Source organism: Amycolatopsis circi (assembly GCF_003385235.1).
Lineage (GTDB): Bacteria > Actinomycetota > Actinomycetes > Mycobacteriales > Pseudonocardiaceae > Amycolatopsis > Amycolatopsis circi.
This window is the reverse complement of the sequence record NZ_PQIA01000039.1, coordinates 43,132-66,044: the sequence shown is the minus strand read 5'-3', so window position 1 is coordinate 66,044 and position 22,913 is coordinate 43,132. Positions and strand designations below refer to the sequence as shown.

At 69.3% G+C, this 22,913-nt stretch carries 20 protein-coding genes and 1 other RNA gene; 11 read left to right on the top strand and 10 right to left on the bottom strand.

The annotated features are described in order from the left end of the window. From D0D37_RS18965 to D0D37_RS18955, 3 genes are all read right to left on the bottom strand, one after another. Nucleotides 1-529 (bottom strand): VOC family protein (locus tag D0D37_RS18965; RefSeq protein WP_162834312.1); only part of this gene is annotated, 529 nt, incomplete at its 3' end. A 35-nt stretch (nucleotides 530-564) separates the two neighbouring features. Beyond that, nucleotides 565-2,082, bottom strand: coding sequence for a 3-hydroxyacyl-CoA dehydrogenase (locus tag D0D37_RS18960; protein WP_116201884.1), 1,518 nt, complete (start codon nucleotides 2,080-2,082; stop codon nucleotides 565-567). A 46-nt stretch (nucleotides 2,083-2,128) separates the two neighbouring features. Next, nucleotides 2,129-2,809: a TetR/AcrR family transcriptional regulator gene (locus D0D37_RS18955; protein WP_116201883.1), complete on the bottom strand. Its 681-nt coding sequence runs from the start codon at nucleotides 2,807-2,809 to the stop codon at nucleotides 2,129-2,131. Between the two features lie 126 nt (nucleotides 2,810-2,935). On the opposite strand from D0D37_RS18955, the gene D0D37_RS18950 reads away from it, so the two are divergent. Further along, on the top strand, nucleotides 2,936-3,382 hold the full coding sequence (locus D0D37_RS18950; protein WP_116201882.1) for a nitroreductase family deazaflavin-dependent oxidoreductase: 447 nt from the start codon (nucleotides 2,936-2,938) through the stop codon (nucleotides 3,380-3,382). 1 nt (nucleotide 3,383) lies between these two features. Here D0D37_RS18950 and D0D37_RS48000 read toward each other — a convergent pair whose 3' ends face one another. Then, nucleotides 3,384-3,578 carry a hypothetical protein gene (locus D0D37_RS48000; protein ID WP_037809354.1) on the bottom strand — a complete coding sequence of 65 codons (195 nt, stop codon included), beginning with the start codon at nucleotides 3,576-3,578 and terminating at the stop codon, nucleotides 3,384-3,386. A 318-nt stretch (nucleotides 3,579-3,896) separates the two neighbouring features. Beyond that, nucleotides 3,897-4,463, bottom strand: a complete 567-nt coding sequence (locus tag D0D37_RS18940; RefSeq protein ID WP_116201880.1) for a hypothetical protein — start codon at nucleotides 4,461-4,463, stop codon at nucleotides 3,897-3,899. A 169-nt stretch (nucleotides 4,464-4,632) separates the two neighbouring features. Between D0D37_RS18940 and D0D37_RS18935 the strand changes: the two genes are divergently transcribed. From D0D37_RS18935 to D0D37_RS18925, 3 genes are read left to right on the top strand one after another with little or no spacing between them, the layout of a single operon-like run. Continuing rightward, the gene (locus D0D37_RS18935; RefSeq protein ID WP_043834561.1) at nucleotides 4,633-5,385 is read left to right on the top strand and encodes a response regulator transcription factor; all 753 of its coding nucleotides are present in this window, start codon (nucleotides 4,633-4,635) and stop codon (nucleotides 5,383-5,385) included. Then, a complete protein-coding gene (locus D0D37_RS18930) occupies nucleotides 5,360-6,862 on the top strand; it encodes a sensor histidine kinase (protein WP_116201879.1) in 1,503 nt (500 codons plus the stop codon). Before D0D37_RS18935 ends, D0D37_RS18930 begins: the two co-directional genes overlap by 26 nt. A gap of 45 nt (nucleotides 6,863-6,907) precedes the next feature. Then, nucleotides 6,908-8,761 (top strand): glycosyltransferase family 39 protein, encoded by a 1,854-nt coding sequence (locus D0D37_RS18925; protein WP_208720030.1) that lies wholly within the window; start codon nucleotides 6,908-6,910, stop codon nucleotides 8,759-8,761. Here the strand turns inward: D0D37_RS18925 and D0D37_RS18920 are convergent. Next, nucleotides 8,748-9,653 (bottom strand): serine/threonine dehydratase, encoded by a 906-nt coding sequence (locus tag D0D37_RS18920; protein WP_116201878.1) that lies wholly within the window; start codon nucleotides 9,651-9,653, stop codon nucleotides 8,748-8,750. The genes D0D37_RS18925 and D0D37_RS18920 overlap by 14 nt on opposite strands. Nucleotides 9,654-9,914: 261 nt before the next feature. Between D0D37_RS18920 and D0D37_RS18915 the strand changes: the two genes are divergently transcribed. From D0D37_RS18915 to ffs, 4 genes are all read left to right on the top strand, one after another. Next, nucleotides 9,915-12,269, top strand: coding sequence for a sensor histidine kinase (locus tag D0D37_RS18915; protein ID WP_116201877.1), 2,355 nt, complete (start codon nucleotides 9,915-9,917; stop codon nucleotides 12,267-12,269). Then, nucleotides 12,266-12,685, top strand: coding sequence for a roadblock/LC7 domain-containing protein (locus D0D37_RS18910; protein ID WP_009084595.1), 420 nt, complete (start codon nucleotides 12,266-12,268; stop codon nucleotides 12,683-12,685). Before D0D37_RS18915 ends, D0D37_RS18910 begins: the two co-directional genes overlap by 4 nt. A gap of 3 nt (nucleotides 12,686-12,688) precedes the next feature. After that, on the top strand, nucleotides 12,689-13,183 hold the full coding sequence (locus D0D37_RS18905; protein WP_116201876.1) for a GTP-binding protein: 495 nt from the start codon (nucleotides 12,689-12,691) through the stop codon (nucleotides 13,181-13,183). Between the two features lie 5 nt (nucleotides 13,184-13,188). Beyond that, an RNA gene (gene ffs, locus D0D37_RS18900) (signal recognition particle sRNA small type) lies at nucleotides 13,189-13,288 on the top strand. 5 nt (nucleotides 13,289-13,293) lie between these two features. Here the strand turns inward: ffs and D0D37_RS18895 are convergent. Beyond that, nucleotides 13,294-14,166, bottom strand: a complete 873-nt coding sequence (locus D0D37_RS18895; protein WP_116201891.1) for a fused MFS/spermidine synthase — start codon at nucleotides 14,164-14,166, stop codon at nucleotides 13,294-13,296. A 24-nt stretch (nucleotides 14,167-14,190) separates the two neighbouring features. On the opposite strand from D0D37_RS18895, the gene D0D37_RS18890 reads away from it, so the two are divergent. After that, nucleotides 14,191-16,284: a DNA polymerase III subunit gamma and tau gene (locus D0D37_RS18890; RefSeq protein ID WP_116201875.1), complete on the top strand. Its 2,094-nt coding sequence runs from the start codon at nucleotides 14,191-14,193 to the stop codon at nucleotides 16,282-16,284. 55 nt (nucleotides 16,285-16,339) lie between these two features. On the opposite strand, the gene D0D37_RS18885 is transcribed toward D0D37_RS18890, so the two are convergent. Next, the gene (locus D0D37_RS18885; protein ID WP_116201874.1) at nucleotides 16,340-19,444 is read right to left on the bottom strand and encodes a TIM-barrel domain-containing protein; all 3,105 of its coding nucleotides are present in this window, start codon (nucleotides 19,442-19,444) and stop codon (nucleotides 16,340-16,342) included. Nucleotides 19,445-19,549: 105 nt separating this feature from the next. Next, nucleotides 19,550-20,365, bottom strand: coding sequence for an N-acetylmuramoyl-L-alanine amidase (locus D0D37_RS18880; protein WP_208720032.1), 816 nt, complete (start codon nucleotides 20,363-20,365; stop codon nucleotides 19,550-19,552). 139 nt (nucleotides 20,366-20,504) lie between these two features. Here D0D37_RS18880 and D0D37_RS18875 point away from each other — a divergent pair, with 139 nt between their 5' ends. After that, nucleotides 20,505-20,858, top strand: a complete 354-nt coding sequence (locus tag D0D37_RS18875) for a YbaB/EbfC family nucleoid-associated protein (protein WP_116201890.1) — start codon at nucleotides 20,505-20,507, stop codon at nucleotides 20,856-20,858. Nucleotides 20,859-20,861: 3 nt separating this feature from the next. Then, nucleotides 20,862-21,458, top strand: coding sequence for a recombination mediator RecR (gene recR / locus D0D37_RS18870; RefSeq protein ID WP_116201872.1), 597 nt, complete (start codon nucleotides 20,862-20,864; stop codon nucleotides 21,456-21,458). A gap of 357 nt (nucleotides 21,459-21,815) precedes the next feature. Here the strand turns inward: recR and D0D37_RS18865 are convergent, their stop codons facing one another. Then, complete coding sequence (locus D0D37_RS18865; RefSeq protein WP_116201871.1) at nucleotides 21,816-22,913, bottom strand: UDP-N-acetylglucosamine 2-epimerase; 1,098 nt, start codon at nucleotides 22,911-22,913, stop codon at nucleotides 21,816-21,818.

Below are 22,913 nucleotides of genomic sequence, written 5' to 3'. Positions count from 1 at the left end.
CGTTATGCTGTTTTTTTTTTTTAAGCAGAGGCCGGCATATGAGTTCAGCCTCGGGCTCGTGGGCTCGGAGATGTTGATAAGAGACACGGGCGAATCCTGCGGGGGTGGGGGCTACGCAGAACTCGTTTCCCTCCGGATCTGCCATCGTCACATGATGTCCGTCGTGTTCCACCAGGATCGTCCCGCCTGCTGCCGCCAGGCGTTCGGCCTCGCCTTTGACCGTTGCCCACCGTTGGGCGGGATCGGCATCTCTCGGCACTCGGATGTCGATGTGCAGTCGGTTCTTGACTGTCTTCGGTTCCGGAACCTTCAGGATCGCCAGCCTCGGACCGGCTCCCGCCGGATGGCACAGCCAGGCACCGTCCTCCGCTGACTCGTCCTCGGGCAGATCGAATTGCGCTAGCCACTCCTCGCGGGTTGTGAACGGCGGGGGCGGCGGTTCGTCGATATAGCCCAGTGCCGTTTTCCAGAACTCCGCGAGGAGTTGCGCGTTGGTGCAGTCCAAGGTCAAGTCGATGGTGAAGGCCATACCGCGGACGGTACGACCTGCCACCGACAAAAACCTCAGGCCAGATCAGCGGGGCGGGTGCCGGTGGAGGAGAGTGGCAGGCCCAGCGCGACCCGTTCGGTCAGCCAGCCGCTTGGGCGGTAGCGCGGGTCGCCGGTGGCGCGTAGTAGGCCGTTCAGGATTCGCAGGACTTTTTCTGGGCCGACCAGGTCGCCCCATTCCAGCGGGCCGCGGGGGTAGCCCAGGCCTAGGCGTACGGCGGTGTCGATGTCGGCGGGGGCCGCGAGACCCTGGTCGGCGATATAGCAGGCCGTGTTGATGATTGATGCCAGAAGGCGTTGTGCGATCGGGGCGGAACCGTCGCGGACTACCGTTACGGGGGTTCCGGTCGCGGCCAGGGCACCCCAGGCGGCGCGGCCGTAGTGCGGGTCCAGTCCAGAGTGGACAGACATCGTGAAGCGCGCTTCGTAGCCCAGTGCGTCGATTCCGACGACGCGCGAGGCGGGCAGCTCCAGTTGTCGAGCAGCCTCCACAGTGGACTCGCCGCGCAGGGTTACCAGGAGAACCGTGTCGGGGTAGGCGTCTGGGACTACGTCGACGCCTGCTGCGGACAGGAGGCGACCCAGTCGTTCGTCGGCCGCGTAGACCGGCATGGTGGGGGCGGGCGGGGCCGCGGGTTCCGGCGGAAGTTCTTGTTTTCCGTCGACATAGCGGTAGAAGCCTTCGCCGGTTTTGCGGCCGAAGAGTCCGGCGGCGACGCGCGGACGAGTAAGCCACGACGGGCGCAGGCGTGGTTCGGCGTGGAAGCCGCTCCAGATGCTTTCCAGTACTGCGTGGGAGACGTCCAGGCCGGTGAGGTCCAGTAGCTCGAACGGGCCCAGCTTGAGGCCGAGGACGTCGCGCGCGATGCGGTCGATTTCGGCGGGAGAAGCTAAAGACTCGGAAAGGATTTGCAGGGCTTCGGTGTTCAAGCCGCGGCCCGCGTGGTTGACGAGGAAGCCGGGGGCGTCCTTCGCCAGCACGGGTTCGTGGCCCCAGCTGCGGACGAGTTCCAGCGCTTCGCTGGGAAGCCAGTCGGCGGTGCGCGCGCCGGGGATGACCTCGACCAGGCGCATCAGCGGGACTGGGTTGAAGAAGTGCAGGCCGACCATCCGCGAGGGATCAGCCAGGCCAGCGGCGATCTCGGTGACGGACAGCGAGCTGGTGTTGGTCGCGAAGATGGTGTCCGGGCCACAGATTTTCTCCAGGCCAGCGAAGAGCGTTCGCTTCGTTTCCAAGTCTTCGCGGACGGCTTCGATCACCAGATCCACGTCCTCGGCGGGTGCGTGCGGACCGTCGACCGGGACCAGGCGTTCCTTCGCCGCGCGGCCGGCCTCCTCGGTCAGCTTGCCCTTGGCGACCAGCCGGTCGACCATCGCGCCGACGTGCTCGATCGCCGCGTTGACCGCGTCCGGCCGCACGTCCGCGAGTTCCACGGTGACTCCGCCGGTCGCGGCGAGCTGGACGATGCCGCGTCCCATCACCCCGGTGCCGATCACTCGGATCCTGCCGACCCGCCCGGCCCATCCCGTCACGTCGAACCCGCCTTTCGTTCTTGCGCCACGGCGAACTTACCCCGGACTACAGACCGACGAAGTCCGCCATCTGCCCGATGAGGTGCTCGAAGTACGCGTCCGCCGGGTCGACGCTGCCGACGTACTGGCCGAACAGCTCGAAGTTGAGCGCGCCGAACAGCTGCGTCCAGGCGGCGATGGAACGCATGACGACCTCTGCGGGCGCGTCGATCTCCAGGACCCGGGTGAGCTGATCGGCCTGCGCGCGCAGCTCTTCCGACATCGGCGCGGTGACCGCGGGCTCGTGCGGGTGTGCGTCGCGCAGCACTGCGACCAGCGCGAACGCCACTCGTCCGGCGGGCCCGACGGTGTCCTGCGGAGCTTGGTAGCCGGGGATGGGCGAGCCGTAGATGAGCGCGTACTCGTGCGGGTTCGCGCGGGCCCAATCGCGGGTCGCACGCCAGACGGCGCGCCAGCGCGTACGCGGGTCGCCGGTGTGCGGGTCGGCCTGTTCAGCCGCGTCGCCGACGGCGTTGTACGCGTCGACGATCAGCGCGGTGAGCAGGTGGTCGCGGCTCGGGAAGTATCGGTACAGCGCCGACGAGACCATCCCCAGCTCGCGGGCGACGGCACGCAGGGAAAGCCCGTGTGCGCCGACCTCGGCCAGCTGGCGGCGGGCCTCGTCCTTGATCTCGCGGGTCAGCTCGGCGCGGACCCGTTCGCGGGCGGTCCGGGGTGCGGCAGTCATGTGATCAGTGTGCCTCGATTGAGAGCGTCGCGCAAAATCGAGAGCACTGCTCTTGACGTGAGACGGCCTGCGGGTGTTCACTGTTCACAACAGAGAGCACCGCTCTCGCAAGCCGAGGAGAATCCGATGACCAGCACTCGTTACGTCGAACCGGGCAAGTCGACCGCGGCGTTCAACGGCCTCGTCCGCTGGCTCACCAAGCGCGGCGTCAGCGTGTGGGGCAGCCGGGTGCTGGGCGTTCGCGGCCGCAAGTCCGGCGAACTGCGCGAGGTGCCGGTGAACCTGCTGCCGTTCGAGGGCAAGCAGTACCTGGTGGCCGCGCGCGGCGAAACCCAGTGGGTGCGGAACCTCCGCTTCGCGGGCGAAGGCCAGCTGACCGTCGGACGGCGCACCGAGACGTTCACCTACCGCGAGCTGTCCGACGAGGAGAAGCCCGCCATCCTGCGCTCGTACCTCAAGCGCTGGGCGTTCGAGGTCGGCGTGTTCTTCGACGGCGTGGACGCGAAGGCGCCGGAGGAGAAGCTGCTGGAGATCGCGCCGGGCTACCCGGTGTTCGAGATTTTCACGCGATGAGTCAGCGGACGCGTTTCCGGAACGTGGTGGCCGCGACGAGGACTACGCCGACCAGGAACGCGACCAGCCCGATCAGGAACCACAGCTTCTGCCCGGTCATGAAACTTCCGGTCAGCACGCCGACGCCCTGCAGCACCCACACCGCGCCGACGAGCACCAGCACCACACCGCACGCCAACGTGATCCACCGCTTCACGACAGCCTCCTCGCTCGCTGTGAAGGACTCCTTGAGGGAACCAGATTCCAATGCCAGGGACTTAAGGCGGGGCTGTGGGTGGGGTTCGAAGTGTGCCTGTCCTGGTCGTGGGCACAGGGTTTGCTGTCCGTGAGGGGAACCCTGAGGGACTCTGAGTCCCTCAGGGTCCCCCTCACGGACGCGCGGAAGCGGCTAAGTGGGCATGGGTCGGGCATTTCGGCGGAAGTGGTGGCCTTTGTGGACGGTCGGTAGGCGTGAGGCCACGCCGCTTAAGTCCCTGGCATTGGAACCAGATTCCCGCAAGGGGCCCTTCACGGACTACCCGCGGCGGCGAGGTTGTCCGTTGCCGAACTGCTGAGCTTCGCCCAGCGAGGTCGCGGTGGCCGTGGTGCCCTGGACCTTCGCGACGACGGTGACGTTGTCGCCGGACTTGGGCGAACCGGTCTTGTTGGTCGACGAATCCAGCGTGTAGCTCTGCTTGTAGCCGTCCTTGCTCGTCAAAGTCACCGAGGTGGCGCTGAGTTCGGTGATCGTCCCGGTCTGCAGGCGTTCGGTGACATATCCGCCAGCCGGATCGGCCACGACGAAGTCGCCGTGCAGCGCATCCCGCAACGCGGCCATCCCGCCCATGCCGCCGCGACCGGCGAAACCGCCCTGTCCGCCCGGACCGCCGAATCCGCCGGGACCCTGGCCCTGCTGCGCGGTCGCGTTGTTGCCGCTGGTGCCCGCCCAGATCGCCAGTCCGCCGCCCACCGCGATCACTACCGCGACGCCCGCCGCGATCACGGTTTTCCGGCCCGACCACGCCTTCCCCGGGCCGCTGCCGCCGGAAGCGGGAGCAGGCTGCTCTCCCCAGGTCGCGCCCTGTGCTGGATCGGTCGTCATGGTCTCCTCCGGAACGTTCGGGCTTGTTCTTCCCGAGCGTCGGGGCGGCCGCTGTGCGGAACCTGTGGCGGACGTGGGGGGCACCTGTGCGCCCATCCGGGGGAACACGCACAGGAAACGCACAGCGGGGGCACAGCCCGACCTGAAGGCCGGGCCTAAAGATGGCACCATGAGCAGCGTGAACGCCGCATCTGCCGGCCGGGGCAAGGCCGAACTGCGCCGCGCGGACGGCAGCCCGGTCCGCGTCCTGGTCGTCGACGACGAATCGACGCTGGCCGAACTCGTGTCGATGGCCCTGCGGATGGAGGGCTGGGAGGTGCGCAGCGCGGGCACCGGAGCCGAGGCGGTGCGCGTCGGCCGCGATTTCCGTCCGGACGCCGTGGTGCTCGACGTGATGCTGCCCGATTTCGACGGACTCGAGGTGCTGCGCCGGATGCGCGCCGAGACGCCGTATCTGCCCGTTCTTTTCCTTACCGCGAAAGACGCGGTGGAGGACCGGATCGCCGGGCTCACCGCGGGCGGCGACGATTACGTGACCAAACCGTTCAGCCTGGAAGAGGTGGCGCTGCGGCTGCGCGCGCTGCTGCGCCGGGCGGGCGGTGTTTCCGGTTCGACCGGATCGCAGCTGGTGGTCGGCGATTTGACGCTGGACGAGGACAGCCGCGAGGTGCACCGCGGCGGCGACCTGGTCCCGCTCACCGCGACCGAGTTCGAATTGCTGCGCTACCTGATGCGCAATCCGCGCCGGGTACTGTCGAAGGCGCAGATCCTCGACCGGGTGTGGAGCTACGATTTCGGCGGCCAGGCCAATATCGTCGAGCTGTACATTTCCTACCTCCGCAAGAAAATCGACGCCGATCGGGAACCGATGATCCACACCATGCGCGGCGCCGGATATGTCCTCAAGCCAGCCGCGGGCTGATCCGGGCGTCCGGCCCGGCCGTCGTCCGTGGTCGTTGCGCCGCCGGCTGATCATGCAGCTGGCGGCGCTGCTCGCGTTGGTCTGCCTGGTGGTCGGCGTGGTCACCGAATTCGCGTTGAACAGCTTTCTCGTCGGGCAGCTCGACGGACAACTGGCGGCGGCCAGCGATCGCGGGTTCCGCCACGGCGTGCCGCGTCCGCCCATCAACGGTTCGGGCAAGCTGCCGCCGGACCCGTTGCGCGTGCTCGGCCAGCCCGAGGGGACGCTCAGCCTGACTGTCCACGACGGAACGGTCAACGGGCAGGTGATCGGCCCGTTCGGCCTGGTCCAGCTGACGCCGGACCAGGACCGGGTCCTGCTCGTGCTCGCGCCGAACGGCCAGCGCCGCACGGTCGAGCTTCCGGGGAACCTCGGGAAGTACCGCGTGGTCGCGACGTATTCGCCGCGCGGCGAGTTCACCGTGATCGGGTTGCCGATGAACCGGGTCGCGGAAACGTTGTGGCGGCTGGGATTCATCTTCGGCGGCGTCGCGCTGTGCGGCATTCTCGTCGCCGGGTTCGCCGGTGCGGTCACGATCCGGCGCACGATGGCTCCGCTCGACCGGCTCGCCGCCACCGCGTCCCGGGTGTCCGAACTGCCGCTGGACCGCGGCGAGGTCGCGCTGTCCGAGCGAGTGCCCGAAGTGGACACTGACCCGCGGACCGAGGTCGGCAAGGTCGGCTCGGCGATCAACCGGATGCTGGGCCACATCGCCGAGGCGCTCGCCGTCCGCCAGGCCAGCGAAAGCCGGGTGCGGCAGTTCGTCGCGGACGCGAGCCACGAATTGCGCACGCCGCTCGCCGCGATTCGCGGATACGCGGAGCTGACCCGGCGCAGCGGCGAACAGGTGCCGCCGGACATCGCCTTCGCGATGAGCCGGGTGGAATCCGAATCGGCGCGGATGACGACGCTCGTGGAGGATTTGCTGCTGCTCGCCCGGCTCGACTCCGGGCGTCCGGTGGTGCACGAGCCGGTCGATTTGTCCCGGCTGGTCGCGGACGCGGTCGCCGATTCGCACGTCGCCGGCCCGGAACACAAGTGGCTGCTGGAACTTCCCGGAGAGCCGATCGCGGTGCTGGGCGATTCCGGGCAACTGCACCAGGTGGTGCTGAATCTCCTCGGCAATGCCCGCACGCACACGCCCGCCGGAACCACGGTGACGACCGCACTGTCCACACGCGACGGATGGGTTACTTTGTCCGTTGTGGACGATGGGCCGGGAATTCCGCCGGAAATCCTGCCCGAGGTATTCGAGCGGTTCGCGCGCGGCGACAATTCGCGTTCGCGTGCCGCTGGGAGCACCGGGCTGGGGCTGGCGATTGTCGCCGCGGTGGTCTCCGCGCATTCCGGACGGGTGATGGTCACGAGCGGGCCAGGGCGTACCGAATTCGTGACTTCGTTTCCGCAATTGCGTGACGGTGGCAACACCGCATCGTGAGTGATTCACAGCCCGCGCACAGCCCGGACCGCGAGAATTGCGGGCATGACGACTGTCGACGCGCCCGCAGCCGCATCCGACACGGTGGGCACGCCACGTTGGGTACGCCCCGCGGTCGCGGTGTTGCTGCTCGGCACTGCCGTGCTGTATCTCACCAATGTCGCGATTTCCGGCTGGGGCAACGACTTCTACGCGATGGCCGTGCAAGCGGGCACGTGGGACTGGAAAGCGTGGTTCTTCGGCTCCCTTGATCCGGGCAACGTGGTCACCGTCGACAAACCGCCGCTTTCCCTGTGGATGATGGGATTGTCCGGGCGGATCTTCGGATTCTCCAGCTGGAGCATGCTGGTTCCGGACGCGCTGGCGGGCGTGGGCTCGGTCGGCCTGCTGTACCTGGCGGTGCGGCGGCTTTCCGGTCCGGTCGCCGGACTGCTGGCCGGGTCGTTGCTCGCGCTCACTCCGGTGGCCGCGTTGATGTTCCGGTTCAACAATCCGGACGCGTTCCTGGTGCTGCTGCTCGTCGCGGGCGGGTATTTCCTGGTGCGGGCGCTGGAAAAGGCGAGCACGAAGTGGTTGCTGCTGGCGGGTGTCGCGATCGGCTTCGGATTCCTCGACAAGATGCTGCAGGCGTTTCTGGTGTTGCCTGCTTTCGTGCTCGCCTACGCGGTCGCCGCACCGACTTCGCTCGGACGGCGAGTGTGGCAACTGCTCGCCGCCGCCGGTGCGGTCGTGGTTTCCGCCGGCTGGTGGGTGCTCGCGGTGGCGTTGTGGCCGGTGGCCGACCGGCCGTACATCAGCGGGTCGACGAACAACAGCGTGCTGGAATTGGCCTTCGGGTACAACGGACTCGGCCGGATTTTCGGACAGTCGCACGGCGGGGACGCGCGACCAAAACTGCCGGACGTCTCTCACGGCGAGGCAATGCGCGGTTTCGGCGGGCAGACCGGTTTGACGCGATTGTTCACCGAGCAGTTCGGCGGCGAGGCGTCCTGGCTGTTGCCCGCGGCGTTGATCGGGCTCGTGGCTGGGCTGTGGTTCACCCGCCGAACGCCGCGCACTGATCACACCCGGGCAGCGCTGCTGCTGTGGGGTGCCTGGACGGTGGTCAGCGTTGTCGTGTTCAGCTACATGAGCGGGATCATCCACCCGTACTACACCGTCGCGCTCGCGCCCGGAATCGCCGCCACCGTAGCGATTTCCGCGACCGAGCTGTGGCGCGGCCGCGCTTATCTGGCCCCGCGAGTGGTGCTCGCGGTGATGCTGGCGGCCACCGTCGTGTGGAGTTTCGTGCTGCTGGACCGGACTCCGAACTGGCAGCCGTGGGTGCGGTACACCGTTCTGGTGCTCGGCGTCCTAGGCGTGGTTGCGCTGTTGATCGGGACCGCACGCCGAGCCGTCGCGGTGCTGGCGCTCGTGGCTGCCTTGCTGGGGATGGCGTCCTTCACCGTGGCTACCGCGTCGACGGCGCATACCGGCGGAAGTCCGGCGTCCGGGCCGCAGAGCCAGCACAAGGGCCGCGTCAGCTTTGGCGGGCCGCAACAGTCCAATGTGGAGCTGAACCGGTTGCTGGAGACCACGACGACGAAGTGGGCCGCCGCGGAAACCGGTGCGATGCAGGCCGCTGGGCTGGCGTTGAACAGCGGCAAACCGGTGCTCGCGGTCGGCGGTTTCAGCGGGAGCGATCCCGCGCCGACGCTCGCGCAGTTCCAGCAGTACGTGACGAGCGGCGACATCCACTACTTCGTCGTCGCCGCGCGCAACGGCCGCGGCGGCCCTGGCGGCTTTGGCGGTTTTGGCGGCAGCCGCGGCACCTCGGGGAAGATCACCACCTGGGTTCAGCAGCACTTCCGCGCCACCACGGTCGGCGGCGCGACGGTGTACGACCTCACGCAAAAGTGACCGAGGTATTGGCTCCGCACAAGACAAAACACGGCAGCTCGGCCGGGATGCGCCCGGCCAGCCAGGCGGCCAGCGGTGCGGCGGCGGCCGGTTCGACGACGAGCCGGAAGTCGCGCCACAGCAGGTCGCGCGCGGCGAGGATTTCGGCGTCGGACACCAGCACGGACGTGACGGACGGCGAGTTGAGGATGCCGAACGCCAGCTCGCCGACGCGGGTCGCGCCGAGTGCGGAGGCGGCGACGGAGTCGATGGTGACGTCCACCGGCTCGCCCGCGGTGAGGGCGGCGTGCAGGGCCTGGCAGTGCTCCGGCTCCACCGCGAACACCTGACGGCCGTCCGCGGCCAGCGTCGCGCCGGACGCCAACCCGCCGCCGCCCACTGCGACCGCGATGGCGTCGACGTCCGGTGCGTCGACCACGATCTCCGCAGTCGCGGTTCCTTGCCCGGCGATGACGTCGGCGTCGTCGTACGCGTGCAGGTAGCGGGTGCCGGGCTCCTCGGCGACGGCCAGCGCGGCGGCAGCTGCTTCGGCGTAGGCCGCGCCGTGTCGGATGAGCTTTGCGCCAGCCGCTTCGATGCCCAAGGCCTTCGCTTCCGGCACGGACTCCGGCACGTAGACGACCGCGGGAATGCCTAGCGACTGCGCGGCGGTGGCGACGCCGAGCCCGTGGTTACCGCCCGACGCGGTGACCACTCGCTTCGGCTTGGGGCCGGTGAGCAGGGCGTTCACCGCGCCGCGGAGCTTGAACGAACCGGACCGCTGGAGGTGCTCCAGCTTGAGGACGAGCGGTCGGCCGTCGATTTCGGTGCGTAACAGCGGCGTCCACCGGACGTGTGGTCGGAGGCGAAGATGGGCGGCGGCGACGTCGGCGGAGACAGGAGCGGTGCGCATATCGGCCATTCTCCTCGCGGGAGTCCTCCGGTGGGTGCCGCTCGCCGGGAAAACCCCAGCGTGTCAGGGCGCGACACGGTACAAGAGGGCATTGTCTAGATCTTGCAAGCCTCGCTAAGCTCTGCGCAGACGTGGGGTGTCCGACCATGTGCGTACCGCGACGAGTGCTACTGAGAGTAGTAGCGTCCTGCGGGTGTCCCCGTTCGGTGCACTCCACGCCTCGGTCTCGTCGGGACCTCTCGGGAACGGAAGGTGACGTGGATGCGCGACGGCTCGGCCCGGTCGCATGAATCCGCTGCGCGGCTGCTCGACCGCGTCGGAATCCGCACTGTGCAAGCGCGAGTGACCGTATTGGTCGTAGCTCCGCTGATCCTGGTCGTGGCGGCGGCGGTTCCGCTCGTGTTTGCCCAGGTCACCGCCGCGTCAACGGCCGCGACCGCTTCGGACACCGCAGCCCGGGCCCAGCGGGCGGGCGGCCTGGTCGGCCAGTTGCAGCGGGAAAGCCTGCTCACGGCCGCTTATGTCGCTGACCCGTCGGCCACCAATACGGCGCTCGTCCGGCAGCAGCAGGTGGTGGACAGCGCTGCACAGGGGGTCGCGGGCAGCCTGGTCAGTCCAGGTGGTGCGCTGTCGAAACTGCGGCAGAACGCGCTCAATAGGCAGATTTCCGTAGCTGACATCGCTTCTGGCTACGATTCCCTGTCCGTCGGCGTGATTGACGCACTGGGACTGGCTACCGCGGACGACACCGGCGCCCGGCAGCTCGGCGCCCTCGACGCGCTGCTGCGCGAGGACGAGCAGCGAGCGGCCCGGGCGACCGCACTGATCGCGTCGGCCGGAGTTGATCGCGCAGGTCAGCGCGCTGCCGTCTACGGAGAACAGTTCGCCCGGCTGGCCGGGAGCCAGGACGCGGCACAGCTCGCCGCGGTCGAGACCGGGGCGACGGCCCAGCAGCTCGACCGGCTGGCCGCCGCGCCGGGGCAAGACCGGCAGTTTGTGTCCGATGTGGTCACTGCCGGTACTCAGCTCGCCGATCAGCGCGACGCGGTGGAAACCCGGCTCGCCGGTGTGATCGCCGACGCAGCCTCCGCGAAAGCGTCCAGCGCGACCCGGACGGCGATCATCGTCGGCGGCGCCGCGATCGTCCTTTTTGGACTTGTTGCCGCTTTGTCCGTGCTGGCCGCCCGATCCGTCGCCCGACCGCTGCGCCGGCTGAGCGCCCAAGCGCATTCGACCGCCGACCTCGCCGCCGCTGAATTGGTTCAGGTCGCCGAGCCGGGATCGGACCCGCCGCAACCGTCGCTGCCCGCTCTCGACGCCGGAACCGTCGGCGAATTGGCCGAGCTGGCCGACGCGTTCAACCGGCTTCGCGGGTCTGCCGCGGAAGCGGTGACCGAGCAGGCGAACGCGCGCCGCGCCGGGGTCCAGCTGCTGGTCGGAGCGGCCAAGCGCACGCAGAACCTGGTCGCGGGCCAGCGCACGGTGGTCGAGGAGCTGGCGCGCGGCGCTGAGGATCCGGTGCTGCTCGCCGGGCTGCATCGCGTGGAGCACGCCGCGCTCCGGCTGCGCCGCACTGCCGACGATCTGCTTGTGGTGACCGGCAATCGCGACGAGACCCGGGTCGGCGGTCCGATCGAACTGGCCACCGCGTTGCGCTCGGCGGCCGCGGAGATCGACGACGAATCCCGGATCCGGCTTGGCGAACCGGCGGAGGCGCTGCTCGCGCCTTCGCTGGGGATCGACCTGGTGCTGTTGTTCGCCGAGCTGCTGGAAAACGCCGCCGCGTTTTCGCCGCCGGAATCCGCGGTGGAGATTTCGACGGAGTTTCAGCCGTCCGGCGATCTGCTGGTGCGCATTGCCGATCACGGCGTCGGGCTGTCCGCGGACCGGCTGGCGCAGGAGAACCGGCGGCTCGCCGAACCGGTCGACGCGGCTTCCGGGCAGCAGCTCGGCCTCGCCGTGGTCGGGCGGCTCGCTCAGCGGCATTCGCTGCGGGTCGAGCTGGAGTCCACTCCGGACGGCGGCGTGACGGCCCGGGTTTCGGTGCCGCAGGCGTTGTTCACCCGCGACGTCGATTTCCGGCGCGGGCCTGGGCTTTTCGAACCGGGACAGGTGCCGGACCCGCGGCCGGTGCTGCTGCCCGCGCCCGCGATCGCCGCGCTGTCCGCGCCGACTCCGGCCGGGTTCCGGTGGTTCATCGACCCGCCGGAACTCGATGCTGACGAGCCGGAACAGGCCGTGGCTCCGGAATGGCCGGAGGCGGAGCCGGAATTCGCCTCCCGCGCCGGAACGCTGGAACTCCCCGACGAACCCGGCGAGCCCGGCGAACCAGAAGAGTCCGAAAAGGACACTCCGGAAACGCCGGACGTGACGGACCCGTCCCCGACGCACCAGTTCACCGTGGTGACACCGGAATCCCGTGACGGCGTCTACCGCCGTGTCCCCGGCGCCCAGCTGGCTCCCGGGCTCAAACTGCCGCAGATCGTCCGCACCCCGTTGCCGCGCCGCGAATTGCGCGATCCGGCCGCCGAACGGGCCACCTTCGACTCGTTTTCCGACGGCGTCGCCAAAGCACAGCAAGTCACCGCCCAGCAGGCCGATCAAGGAGGATCATGACCGTTCCCGCCGCCGCGCAGAACTTCAACTGGCTGGTCAACCGCTTCGCGCTGCACACCGCGGGCGCGATCGCCGCGCTCGCGGTGTCCGCGGACGGGCTGCTGATCGCCGCGTCCCAGGACCTCGACCGCGCGGACGCCGACCGGCTCGCGGCGACCTGCTCGGCGATGCTCGCGCTGGCCCAGAGCGTGTCCGAAAGCCACCCGCTCGGCGATCCGGACAAGGTCGTGGTCGAGCTGGAACGCGGCTACCTGGTGGTCTGCACCATCAGCATCGGCTGCTCGCTCGGCGTGCTGGCCAACAAGCAGGCCAGCCTCGGCACGATCGCCTACGAGATGGCGATGTTCGCCAACCGCGCGTCCGAAGTCCTTACCCCCGCTCTGGTCGAGGAGTTGAAGAACACCGCGTTCGCCTGACCCGTGAAGATTCTCGTGCTTGGCCCGGCCGGAGCCGGGAAAACGACGGCGGTGCACGCCGTTTCGGAAATCGCGCCGGTGCGCACCGACGCCGGCGACACCACCGCCGCGCTCGACTTCGGCCGGCTCGGCGAGGGCGAGCGGCGGCGGTACCTGTTCGGCGCGCCGGGACACGCCCGGTTCTGGTTCCGCTGGCCGGACCTCGTGCAGGGCGCGGACGCCGCGCTCGTGGTGGTCGATCCGCGGCGGATCGCGGACGCGTACCCGGTGCTCGACGCGGTCGAAGGGCTGCGGCTGCCGTTCGTGGTCGGGGTGAACTGCTTCGACGGCCTGCTCACCCGCCCGCTGCATGACGTGCGCTGGGCGCTGACCGTGCGCGACGGCGTCCCGGTGCACCCGTTCGACGCCCGCGACCCGGCGTCGGTGCGGGAGGTGCTCGACCTCGTCGAAGCCGGGGTGGCGCGGGGGTCGGAGGCACCGCAGCCGAGTCCGCTATAGTCGTCTGCGGGGACCCCCCGTGGCGTCCACCCTGTGAACTTCCCCAGGGCCGGAAGGCAGCAAGGATAAGCGGGCTCTGGCGGGTACGGGGGGAACCCGCTTTTTTATGCCTAGAACAGGCCGAGGACGTCGTCCGGCGGCACCGGCGAGGGCAGAGATTCCGCGTCGGAGACCGGCGCGGCCTTCCCCCGAAGCTGACGCAGCTCGTCCCCGTGCACCACCCGCGCCGGATACGGCGAGGACGCCGCGCGCCGGGTCAGCTCCGCGGTCGGCAGTTCGAGTCGCGAGGCGGCCAGCACGAGATTGCCGAACCGGCGGCCGCGCAGCACGCTGGGCTCGGCCAGCAGCACGACGTGCGGAAACACCTCAGCCAGCGTCGCGAGGAACCGGCGCGCGAACGGCAACCCAGGCCCGTCGGAGATGTTGGCCAGCATCGTGGCGCCCGGCCGCAGCACGCGGGCGACGTCCGTCACGAATTCGACGGTCGCCAAGCCGCCAGCCAGTGTCGCGCGTTCGAAGGCGTCGAGCACGATCAAGTCCGCCGTCGCGTCGTGCCTGCTGCGCACGCCCGCGCGGCCGTCCTCGATCCGCACCCGCAGCTTCGGGACGCTGCGCAGGTCAAGCTGTTCGCGGACCAGGTTGATCAGCGGCTCGTCGGCGTCGAAGACCAGCTGCCGCGAACCCGGTCGCGTCGCGGCGACGTAGCGCGGGAGAGAACAGCCCGCGCCGCCGACGTGCAGCGCGTCGAGCGGTCCGGGCGGAAGGAAGTCGACCAGATCGCCGAGCCGGCGCACGTAGTCGAACTCCAGGTTCGTCGGGTCGTCCAGATCGACGTAGGACTGCGCCACCCCGCCCACCGAAAGCATCCACGCGTTGGGCCGATCGGCGTCGCGCAGCAGCTCGGCGGTCCCGAACCGCACCGGGTAACTGCCCGGTCGCGGGCCGCTCGGCGCACGGCCGCGACCGGAACGGGAGGGGCTCACCGTGCTCACTGTAGTCTCGGGCACGTGGCTCTCGCGCTGTACCGGAAGTACCGTCCGGCGACCTTCGCCGAGGTCGTCGGCCAGGAGCATGTGACCGATCCGCTGCGCACGGCGCTGGCCGCCGGGCGTATCAACCACGCGTACCTGTTCTCCGGGCCGCGCGGCTGCGGCAAGACGTCGAGCGCGCGGATCATGGCGCGCTCGCTCAACTGCGCCAAAGGCCCGACCCCGGATCCGTGCGGCGAATGCAACTCGTGCCGCGCGCTCGCGCCGGAAGGCCCCGGCAGCGTCGACGTCACCGAACTCGACGCGGCCAGCCACGGCGGTGTGGACGACGCCCGCGAACTGCGGGACAAGGCGTTCTACGCGCCCGCCGAATCGCGCTACCGCGTGTTCATCATCGACGAGGCGCACATGGTCACCACGCAGGGCTTCAACGCCCTGCTGAAGATCGTCGAAGAACCGCCAGAGCACCTCATCTTCATCTTCGCCACCACCGAGCCGGACAAGGTGCTCACCACCATCCGCTCGCGTACGCACCACTACCCGTTCCGGCTGATCCCGCCGAGTTCGATGCGGGAACTGCTGGAGCGCAACGTCGCCGCCGAGGGCGCGACGGTCGAACCGGCGGTGTACCCGCTGGTGATCCGCGCCGGCGGCGGTTCCGCACGCGACACCCAGTCGGTGCTGGACCAGCTGCTCGCCGGGGCCGGCCCGGAAGGCGTCACGTACCCGCGGGCGGTGTCGCTGCTGGGCGTCACGGACACCGCGCTGATCGACGCGGTGGTCGACGGGCTCGCGAGCGACAATCCCGCCGAAGTGTTCGGCACCGTCGAAAAACTCGCCGACGCCGGACACGATCCGCGCCGCTTCGCCACCGACCTGCTCGACCGGCTGCGCGACCTGCTGCTGATGCGCGCGGTCCCGGAAGCGGCCGAACGCGGTCTGGTCGCCGCGCCGGACGACGAGCTGAAGCGGATGACCGAGCAGGCCGAGAAGCTCGGCCCGGCCACGTTGTCCCGCTACGCCGACATTGTCCACAGTGGACTCCTCGAGATGCGCGGCGCGACGTCGCCGCGGCTCGTGCTCGAACTGCTCTGCGCGCGGATGCTGCTGCCGTCGGTCACCGAGGCGGAGAAAGCCTTGCTGGCGCGGATCGAACGGCTCGAGCGGCGTCCGGCCGGTGCGCCCGCTCCCGCTGTCGCCTCCGCGCCTGCTGCTCCTAGCTCCGGTCCCGCTCCGGTCGCCGCGCCTGCTCCGGCGGCTTCCGCTGCTCCGGCGGAGGCTCCCGCGCGGTTCCAGCGGCCTTCGCAGCGTCCGGCTCAGGAAGCTCCCGCCGCACCGGCACCGGCACCGGCTCCGGCCCGTCCGGCTGCGGAGGAATCCGCGCGTCCGGCTAGGCCGGAGGTCAGTCGTCCGGCCGCTCCCGCCGAACCGCCTGCCCCGGCGGCTGCCGCGCCTGCTCCCGCGCTGGAGTCTCCTGCACCGGCTGCCGCGGAGGAAGCCCCGGCGGCGGGCGGGGTCGACGCGGCCAAGGTGCGCGAGAAATGGCCGCAACTGCTGGCGTCGCTGCGGAAGTTCACCGGCGGACGCGCGCTCGAGGCCATGCTCACGCAGGCCGCGGTCGCCGAAGTCGACGGTTCGGCGGTCACGCTGACGCACAAGTCCGAACCGCTCGCGCGGCGGCTGAGCGATCAGGGCAACGCGAGCAAGATCGCGGCCGGGCTGAGCGAGGTGCTCGGCGGAGAATGGCAGGTCCGGTGCGTGCACGGCGCGGCCCCGGCGGCCGCTCCGGCGCGGCAGGCTCCCCGGCAGCAAGCGGCGGCACCGGCTCCGGAACGGTCGTTCACGCGTCCGTCCGCCTCCGCGCAAGCCCCGGCGGCCGCCGCGCCTCCGACACCGCCGAAGCCCGCGGCGGAAGCGCCGAGCCGCCCTCGCGTCGCCACGAGCGAGCCGGACATCCCGCTCCCGCCCGAACCGTCGGACGAGGACGACGACATCTACTCCGAGGACTCCAGCCCGGTCCCGCCGCCTCCGCCGCCGCCCGCGGAAGAGGACCCGGAGCAGATCGCGCGCAAGCTCCTCTCCGACCACCTCGGCGCGCGTCCGCTGGACTGAGGCTCTCGTGAGTGCTGAGCACGGTTCTAACCGGCACCGCCACTCACGACGCCGCCTACCGCACGAGCCGCACGTTCAGCGGATGCTGGGTGGGCGGTGCCTGCACGGTTACCGTCCGGGTCGCGGCGTCCCAAGTCCACGCGCCGCTGCGACGACCGTCCACGTACACCGCGGACGGTGCGGTCGCGTTGGTGAACCGGACGGTCCAGGCACGCTGTGTGGCACCGATAGAGAGCATCGAGGAGTGGGCGTTTTCGGTGTAGCGCAAGGAAGTCGTAGCGCCCTCCTCGTAGAGAGTGAACGCGCCGTTGCGGCCGCCAGCCACCGTGGCCGTCGCGGCGGTGAGCGGATCGTGTGCGTCGCCGGTGACGTTTCCGCTGCGGGTGACCATGATTCCGCCCGAGCGCACGAACACCGGCATCGTGTCCAGACCGGTGGTGATCTGCGCGGTGGTGCCGCCTCGGTAGGTCTTGCCGGTGAAGTAGTCGGTCCAGTCGTTGCCTGGCGGGAACCAGACGCTCGTGGTCGCCGTAGTGCCCGGACTGGTCGCGGGAGCCACGAGGACATCCGGGCCGTACAGGTATTCCCCGCCAGCTTGGGCGTAAGCCTCTTGCTGGTCCGGATATTGCAGGTACAGCGGCCGCACGACCGGCATTCCCGTCGCGGTGGCCTGCTGCGCGAGCGTGTACGTGTACGGCACCAGGTTTTCGCGCAGGTTAAGGAACTTTGTCGCTGAAGCGTCCGCGGCCGTCCCGTACTGCCAGGGCAACCGGTCACTGTGGTTGGAGTGCAGCCGGTCGATCGGCTGGAACGTGCCGAGCTGCACCCATCGTGCGTACAGATCGTCCGGCAGCTTCGTACTGCCCGGTTCCGTGCCTGGCTGCTGCAATCCGCCGGTGTGGCCGCCGATGTCGTGGCTCACCGATGCCAGGCCGGTGGCCGCGGACTCGCCGGGCGTGTAACCGACCTCGAAGGCCAGCGTGGCCCAGTCGGAGATGGTGTCACCGGTGAAGTGGAGCGTGGTGCGCTTGTCGGCCCACGGTCCGGTCGGCACGGCTGTCGGCGAGCTGTATCCGCCAGCTTGCAGCGAGCCGTACGCGCGGGAGAACGCGAAGCCGCTGCGCTGTGCGTACTGCTGATTGATCCACGCGTCCGGAGTGACCCCGGCGAGGCTGGATTTCGAGTTGTCACAACACCAATCGAGCCACCAGACGTCGTTGCCCTGCTGTTCCATCGGCCGGTGCAGGTCGAAGTAGGCCCGCAGCTGGTCGGGGTCGCCGAAGTCGAAGACATAACAGTCTTTTCCGCAGCTGGCCTGAAGTTTGCCCTTCGCGGTCGCCTGCGCTGCCGGGAACTGCGGGTCGTCGCCGCGGATGCTCGGGTGGATGTTCAGCGACGTGTGCAGGCCTTGGTCGTGCGCCCACTGGAAGAACGCTGCCGGGTCCGGGAAGCGGGTAGGGTCGATTTCCCAGCCGTTCCACCGGTCCGGCGATTTGAAGTCGGTGTCGACGACGAGCATGTCGAGCGGCACGTGCTGCTCACGGAACTTCGGCACGATCGTCTGCTGGAAGTCGGCGGCCGTGCGGTCGTAATACTCGGAGTACCAGACACCGTAGGCCCAGCGCGGCAGCAGTAGCGACGGTCCGGTGAGCTGGGCCAGTTCCTGCAGTGCGCGGCCGTAGTTCTGGCCGTAGGCGAAAACGTATCCGTCCTGGTAGCTCTCGCTGCTAGGCCGTTGGGTGACGACTTTGGTGCGCGGGTCGTACAACGCCGATGCGGTGTCGTCGAGGAGGGACCAGCCGTCCTGGTAAAGGATTCCGGGCGCGGAGACCGCGCTGCCGTCCACGCCGTCGAGGCCGCGTCGGTAGCCGCCGAGTGCTGCGTGCGGGGCTAGCAGCGTCGAATGGGCTGCGGTGATAGCGACGGTGTCGAGGTTGACGTGGCAGTTCGCGTCCGGGCAAGAGAGTGCGACGGTGTTGGTGCCAGCCTTGAGCTTGACCGGGATTGTGTTGGTACGCCACGAATTCCAGCTGCTGGTCGGCGGCAGAGTCAGGTTGGTGGCGGTGCCACCGGTTTGGAGAGTCAACGAGGTTGGCTGGGTTTGGCCGGAAACGGCGGTGGCGTCGGCGTAGCGGAGTTGCAGATCGTAGGAACTGTCGGTGGGGACGCCGGTGATCGTCAGCGCATCAGACGCACCGGCTCGCTCCATGCCTGCGAGGAAGGCTTTGCCGGAGTGGCCGTCGTGGTCGCTCGCCGGATGCGCGCCGCCGGATAGCGCGCCCTGCTCGGCTTCGCAGAGGACGCCGAAGGCGCACGGCGTCGGCGCGGGTGGCACGGGCTGTGGGTACGCGGCACCGGGGTTGACCACGGCGAGGCTGTCGACGTTGACGTTGCCCGAGTCGCCGGCGCCGCGCTTGACGGTCACCTGATGCTGTCCCGCGGGCAAGGTGATTGGCACGGTCGCGAGAGCCCACGAGTCCCAGTCAGCGGTGGCCGGGAGCGTGACGGTGTGGGCGTTGGTGCCGTCGACGAGGACGGTGAGCGTGCGAGTCGTGTGCTGCCCGTCGCCGCCGGTCCCGTTGGCGTAGCGCAGATCCAGTTGCTGATCACCGGGAGCAGTTACGCGGAAGGCCAGGCTGTCGCCGGGGTTGATGAAGCCCGCCGCGAAACCGTCGCCGGTGTAGCCGCGGTGGTCGCTGGCCGTGCCTGGTCCGTTGAGCTGCAGTTGTTCGGCCTCGCAGAGCGTGCCGAACGCGCAGACCGGAGTCGCCTTGCCCGCCCAAGGCTGCGCGGTGACGTCCTGGCCGCCGGTACGCAGTTGGACGGTGAGGTTGTCGTCGGAGAACGCGCCTGAGTCGAGCTTGTAGCGCAGCTTGACCGCACTGGTCTGGATGGTGAGCCAGCCGTCGCGTTTGGTTGCGGTGTAAGGGGTCTTGGCGAAACTGCCGCGGCCGACCGCGTTGAACGTGGCAGCGTCGACGAATTTGGCGTCGCCCGCGTATTCGGTCCGGATGAGCGTCGGCGACAGGACTTCGAACCGCGCTTGCCCGGCGGTCACCGCAGGTGGAGCGGCCTCGGCGACTCCCGTCGACACGAGTGTGCCCGCCATCGCTGTCACGGCCAGCAGCCGCACCAGACGTCCTCGGAGTGATGTTGCCACCGGCGCCTCCTCGACAGGTCCCCAGCGACGGTAAGTCGGGACCGATCAAGGGAGAAGACGGTGTCCGGTGTTCTGTCCGCTCAGTAGCCCTTTCGGCTCTCTGCGTCAGGACCCGGCGAGGTATGCCTCGATCGCCTTCGCGATGGCCTGCGCGTAGTGCGCCCGGCCCGCCGCCGACGACATCTGACCGGCCTCGTCGGCGTTGCGCATGTTGCCGCACTCCACGAGCACTGACGGCCGGGTCGACAGGTTGAGCCCGCCCAAGTCGTTCCGCGGCGAAAGGCCTGCCGAACCGATGTAAGTGGACGTCGCGAAGCCGTCGTCGCGGATTCCGTCACGCATGGTGCGCGCCAGCTTCAGCGACGGTTCGCCCTGCGCGGCGTTCAACGGCGGTGCCGAGTACGCGACGTGGAAGCCGTGCGCGGTCGGCGAAGTGGAGCCGTCGGCGTGGATGGAGACCACCGCGTCGGCGTTCGCGTCGTTGCCGATCTGCGCGCGCTCGTCGACGCACGGGCCGACGCCGGAGTCGTTCTGCCGCGTGTAGACGACCTTGATTCCCTTGGCCGCCAACGCGTTCCCGACCTCCTGCGCGACGGCGAAGGTGAAGGCGTGCTCCGGGTACCCGGCGTTGGTCGACGTGCCGGTGGTGTTGCACGGCTTCGTCTGCCCGCGCCCGGCGGGCACCTTCCGGTTGATCTCGCCGGGGTGCGAGGCGTTGCCGCCGTTGTGGCCGGGATCGAGCACCACGACCTTGCCCGAACCGACCGGCGGCACCGCGGACGTCGAAGGCGGGCTCGAAGACGAGGACACCGGCGGCGGGCTCGAAGACGGGCTCGGGGCCGCCGAACTGGCCTTCGACGTCGGCGCAGCGGCAGGTGAGGGAGGCGTCTCGCCGCCGCCGGAACACGCTGTGAACAGCATCAGGCCGGTCAACAGCGGGAGTGTCTTCGCTCGCACGCGACCACGGTGCCACAGCACACGCGTGCCGCCGGGGCGGACTCGCCGGGTGCGCGGCTACGCTGGGGCAGAACACCCAAACGCGGAAGGACCGAGTGCGATCATGGTGCAACCCGGCGGCGGCGGCTTCGACCTGTCGCAGATCATGCAGCAGGCCCAGCAGATGCAGCAGAAGCTGGTGGAGGCCCAGGAGGAACTCGCCAACACCGAGGTCACCGGCACCGCGGGCGGCGGCCTGGTCACCGCGACGGTGTCCGGCGACAGCCAGCTGAAGGGCCTGGTCATCGACCCGAAGGTGGTCGACCCCGAAGACGTCGAAACCCTGGCCGACCTCGTGGTCGCCGCGGTGCGCGACGCGTCGGCGAGCGCGCAGAAGCTCACCGAGCAGAAGCTGGGCCCGCTGGCCGGCGGCCTCGGCGGCATGCCGGACCTCGGCAGCCTCGGCTTCGGCGGCTGACACTTGTACGAAGGTGTCGTCCAGGACCTGATCGACGAACTGGGCCGGCTGCCCGGCGTCGGTCCGAAGAGTGCCCAGCGCATCGCGTTCCACCTGCTGGCCGCCGACCCCGCGGACATCGCGCGGCTGCAGGACGTGCTGGGCAAGGTCAAGGAAGGCGTGCAGTTCTGCGAGATCTGCGGCAACGTCTCCGAACAGGAAACGTGCCGGATCTGCCGGGACGAGCGCCGCGACCTCACGGTGATCTGCGTGGTCGAGGAGCCGAAGGACGTCCTGGCGGTCGAGCGGACCCGCGAGTTCAAGGGCCGCTACCACGTCCTTGGCGGCGCGCTGGACCCGTTGTCCGGGATCGGCCCGGAGCAGCTGCGGATGCGACAGCTGCTGACCCGCATCGGCGAGGCGGACGTCCAGGAGATCATCATCGCGACGGATCCGAATACCGAGGGCGAGGCTACGGCTACGTACTTGGTGCGGATGCTGCGCGACTTCCCGGGGTTGTCGGTGACACGGCTGGCGTCGGGGTTGCCGATGGGCGGGGATCTGGAGTTCGCGGACGAGTTGACGTTGGGACGCGCGTTGTCTGGGCGGCGCGTGTTGTAAATTCTTTGCCCCCTGAATGCCGACGCGACCCAACCGCGGGATCGCGTCGGCGTCTGGGAGCTGCGTGCACGGCCTGAGGGGTGTCTGTCCTGGCCGCGGGGCTGGCGAGGCAGGTGCGGGATGCGGCTGTCCGTGAGGGGAACCCTGGGGGACTCTGATTCCCTCAGGGTTCCCCTCAGGACACGAGCAAGCGGCCACGAGGGCATGGATCGGGCATTTCGCGAGCCTTGAGTCCTTTGTAGACGCTCGGCATGCCGAGGCCGCACGGCCTAAGTCCCTGGCATTGGGGTGCGCAGCTCCGTCAGACGCCGACCTAAAGGCGATCCCGCCCGCGACGACGAAGTCGGCGCCAAAGTTTCAGCAATAACCCAGCTGTGCCAACGAGTTCACCACGATGTCCGACGGGTGGTACTTGTCCATCCAGGACTCCCCGCGGCGATTCTGGTACGTGTCAAGGAATTCCCGCAGCCGGTCGCCGCGCATCTCGGTCAGGATGACGTTTTCGCCGATTCCCACGTGCCGCTCCGTGCGCGCTCGGTGGACCGCGCACGGCAGGCCCAGGTAGCCGCATTCCTCCTGCAGCCCGCCGGAGTCGGTGACCACGTACTCGGCTCGCGCGACGAGCGGCAGGAACTTCAAGTACCGCATCTTCGGCTGCGCGATGAACTTGTCGTCGAACAGACTGTCCAAGCCCAGCGCCCGGATCTTCTCCCGCTCCGGCGCTCCAGCCAGGTACAGGATCGGCATCTTGCGGCTCTGCGCGCGCAGGATTTCCAAGACCTCACGATACTTGTCCGCGCGCGACACCAGTTCGAACCGGTGCAGCGTCGCCAGGCCAAACTTCTCCGGCAGGCCCGGTACGTCCAGCGGCTGGTCGACGACCTGGCGCATCGAGTCGATCGCCGTGTTCGCCTCGGTGTTCACCACGACGCCGCGGGCGCCTCGCAGGTTGTGCACCTCGCGCTCGCTCGGCGAGAAGTGGATGTCGACGAGCTTCCCGGCGATCTTGCGGTTCAGTTCCTCCGGCAGCGGCGACAGAATGCTGCCCGACCGCGTGCCCGCCTCGATGTGCCCGACGCGCGCCTTCAGGATCTTCTTGCCGATCAACGCCCCGTACGGCGTGGTGAACGTGTCGCCGTGCACCAGCACCACCGGCGGACGGCCGTCCGAAGCCAACTGGGCGCGCAGCTCGGCGCGGCGGCTCCACGCGGTGCGCATCACCTGTGCCGCCCAAGCCGGTACCTGCGCCGGGGATTCGAGGTTGTGCGCCCGCGAACGCGGCACGAACCACAGATCCGGTTCCGGCAGCCGCAGATCGGACAGGACGTCGGCGACCTCGTCCACGTGCTGTGCGGTGAACCAGAGCTTCGGAGCCACTCCGCGCTCGGCGATGCGGTGGAACACCGGCGCGATTTTGATCAGTTCCGCGGTGGTGCCGACGACGAAGGAGATCAC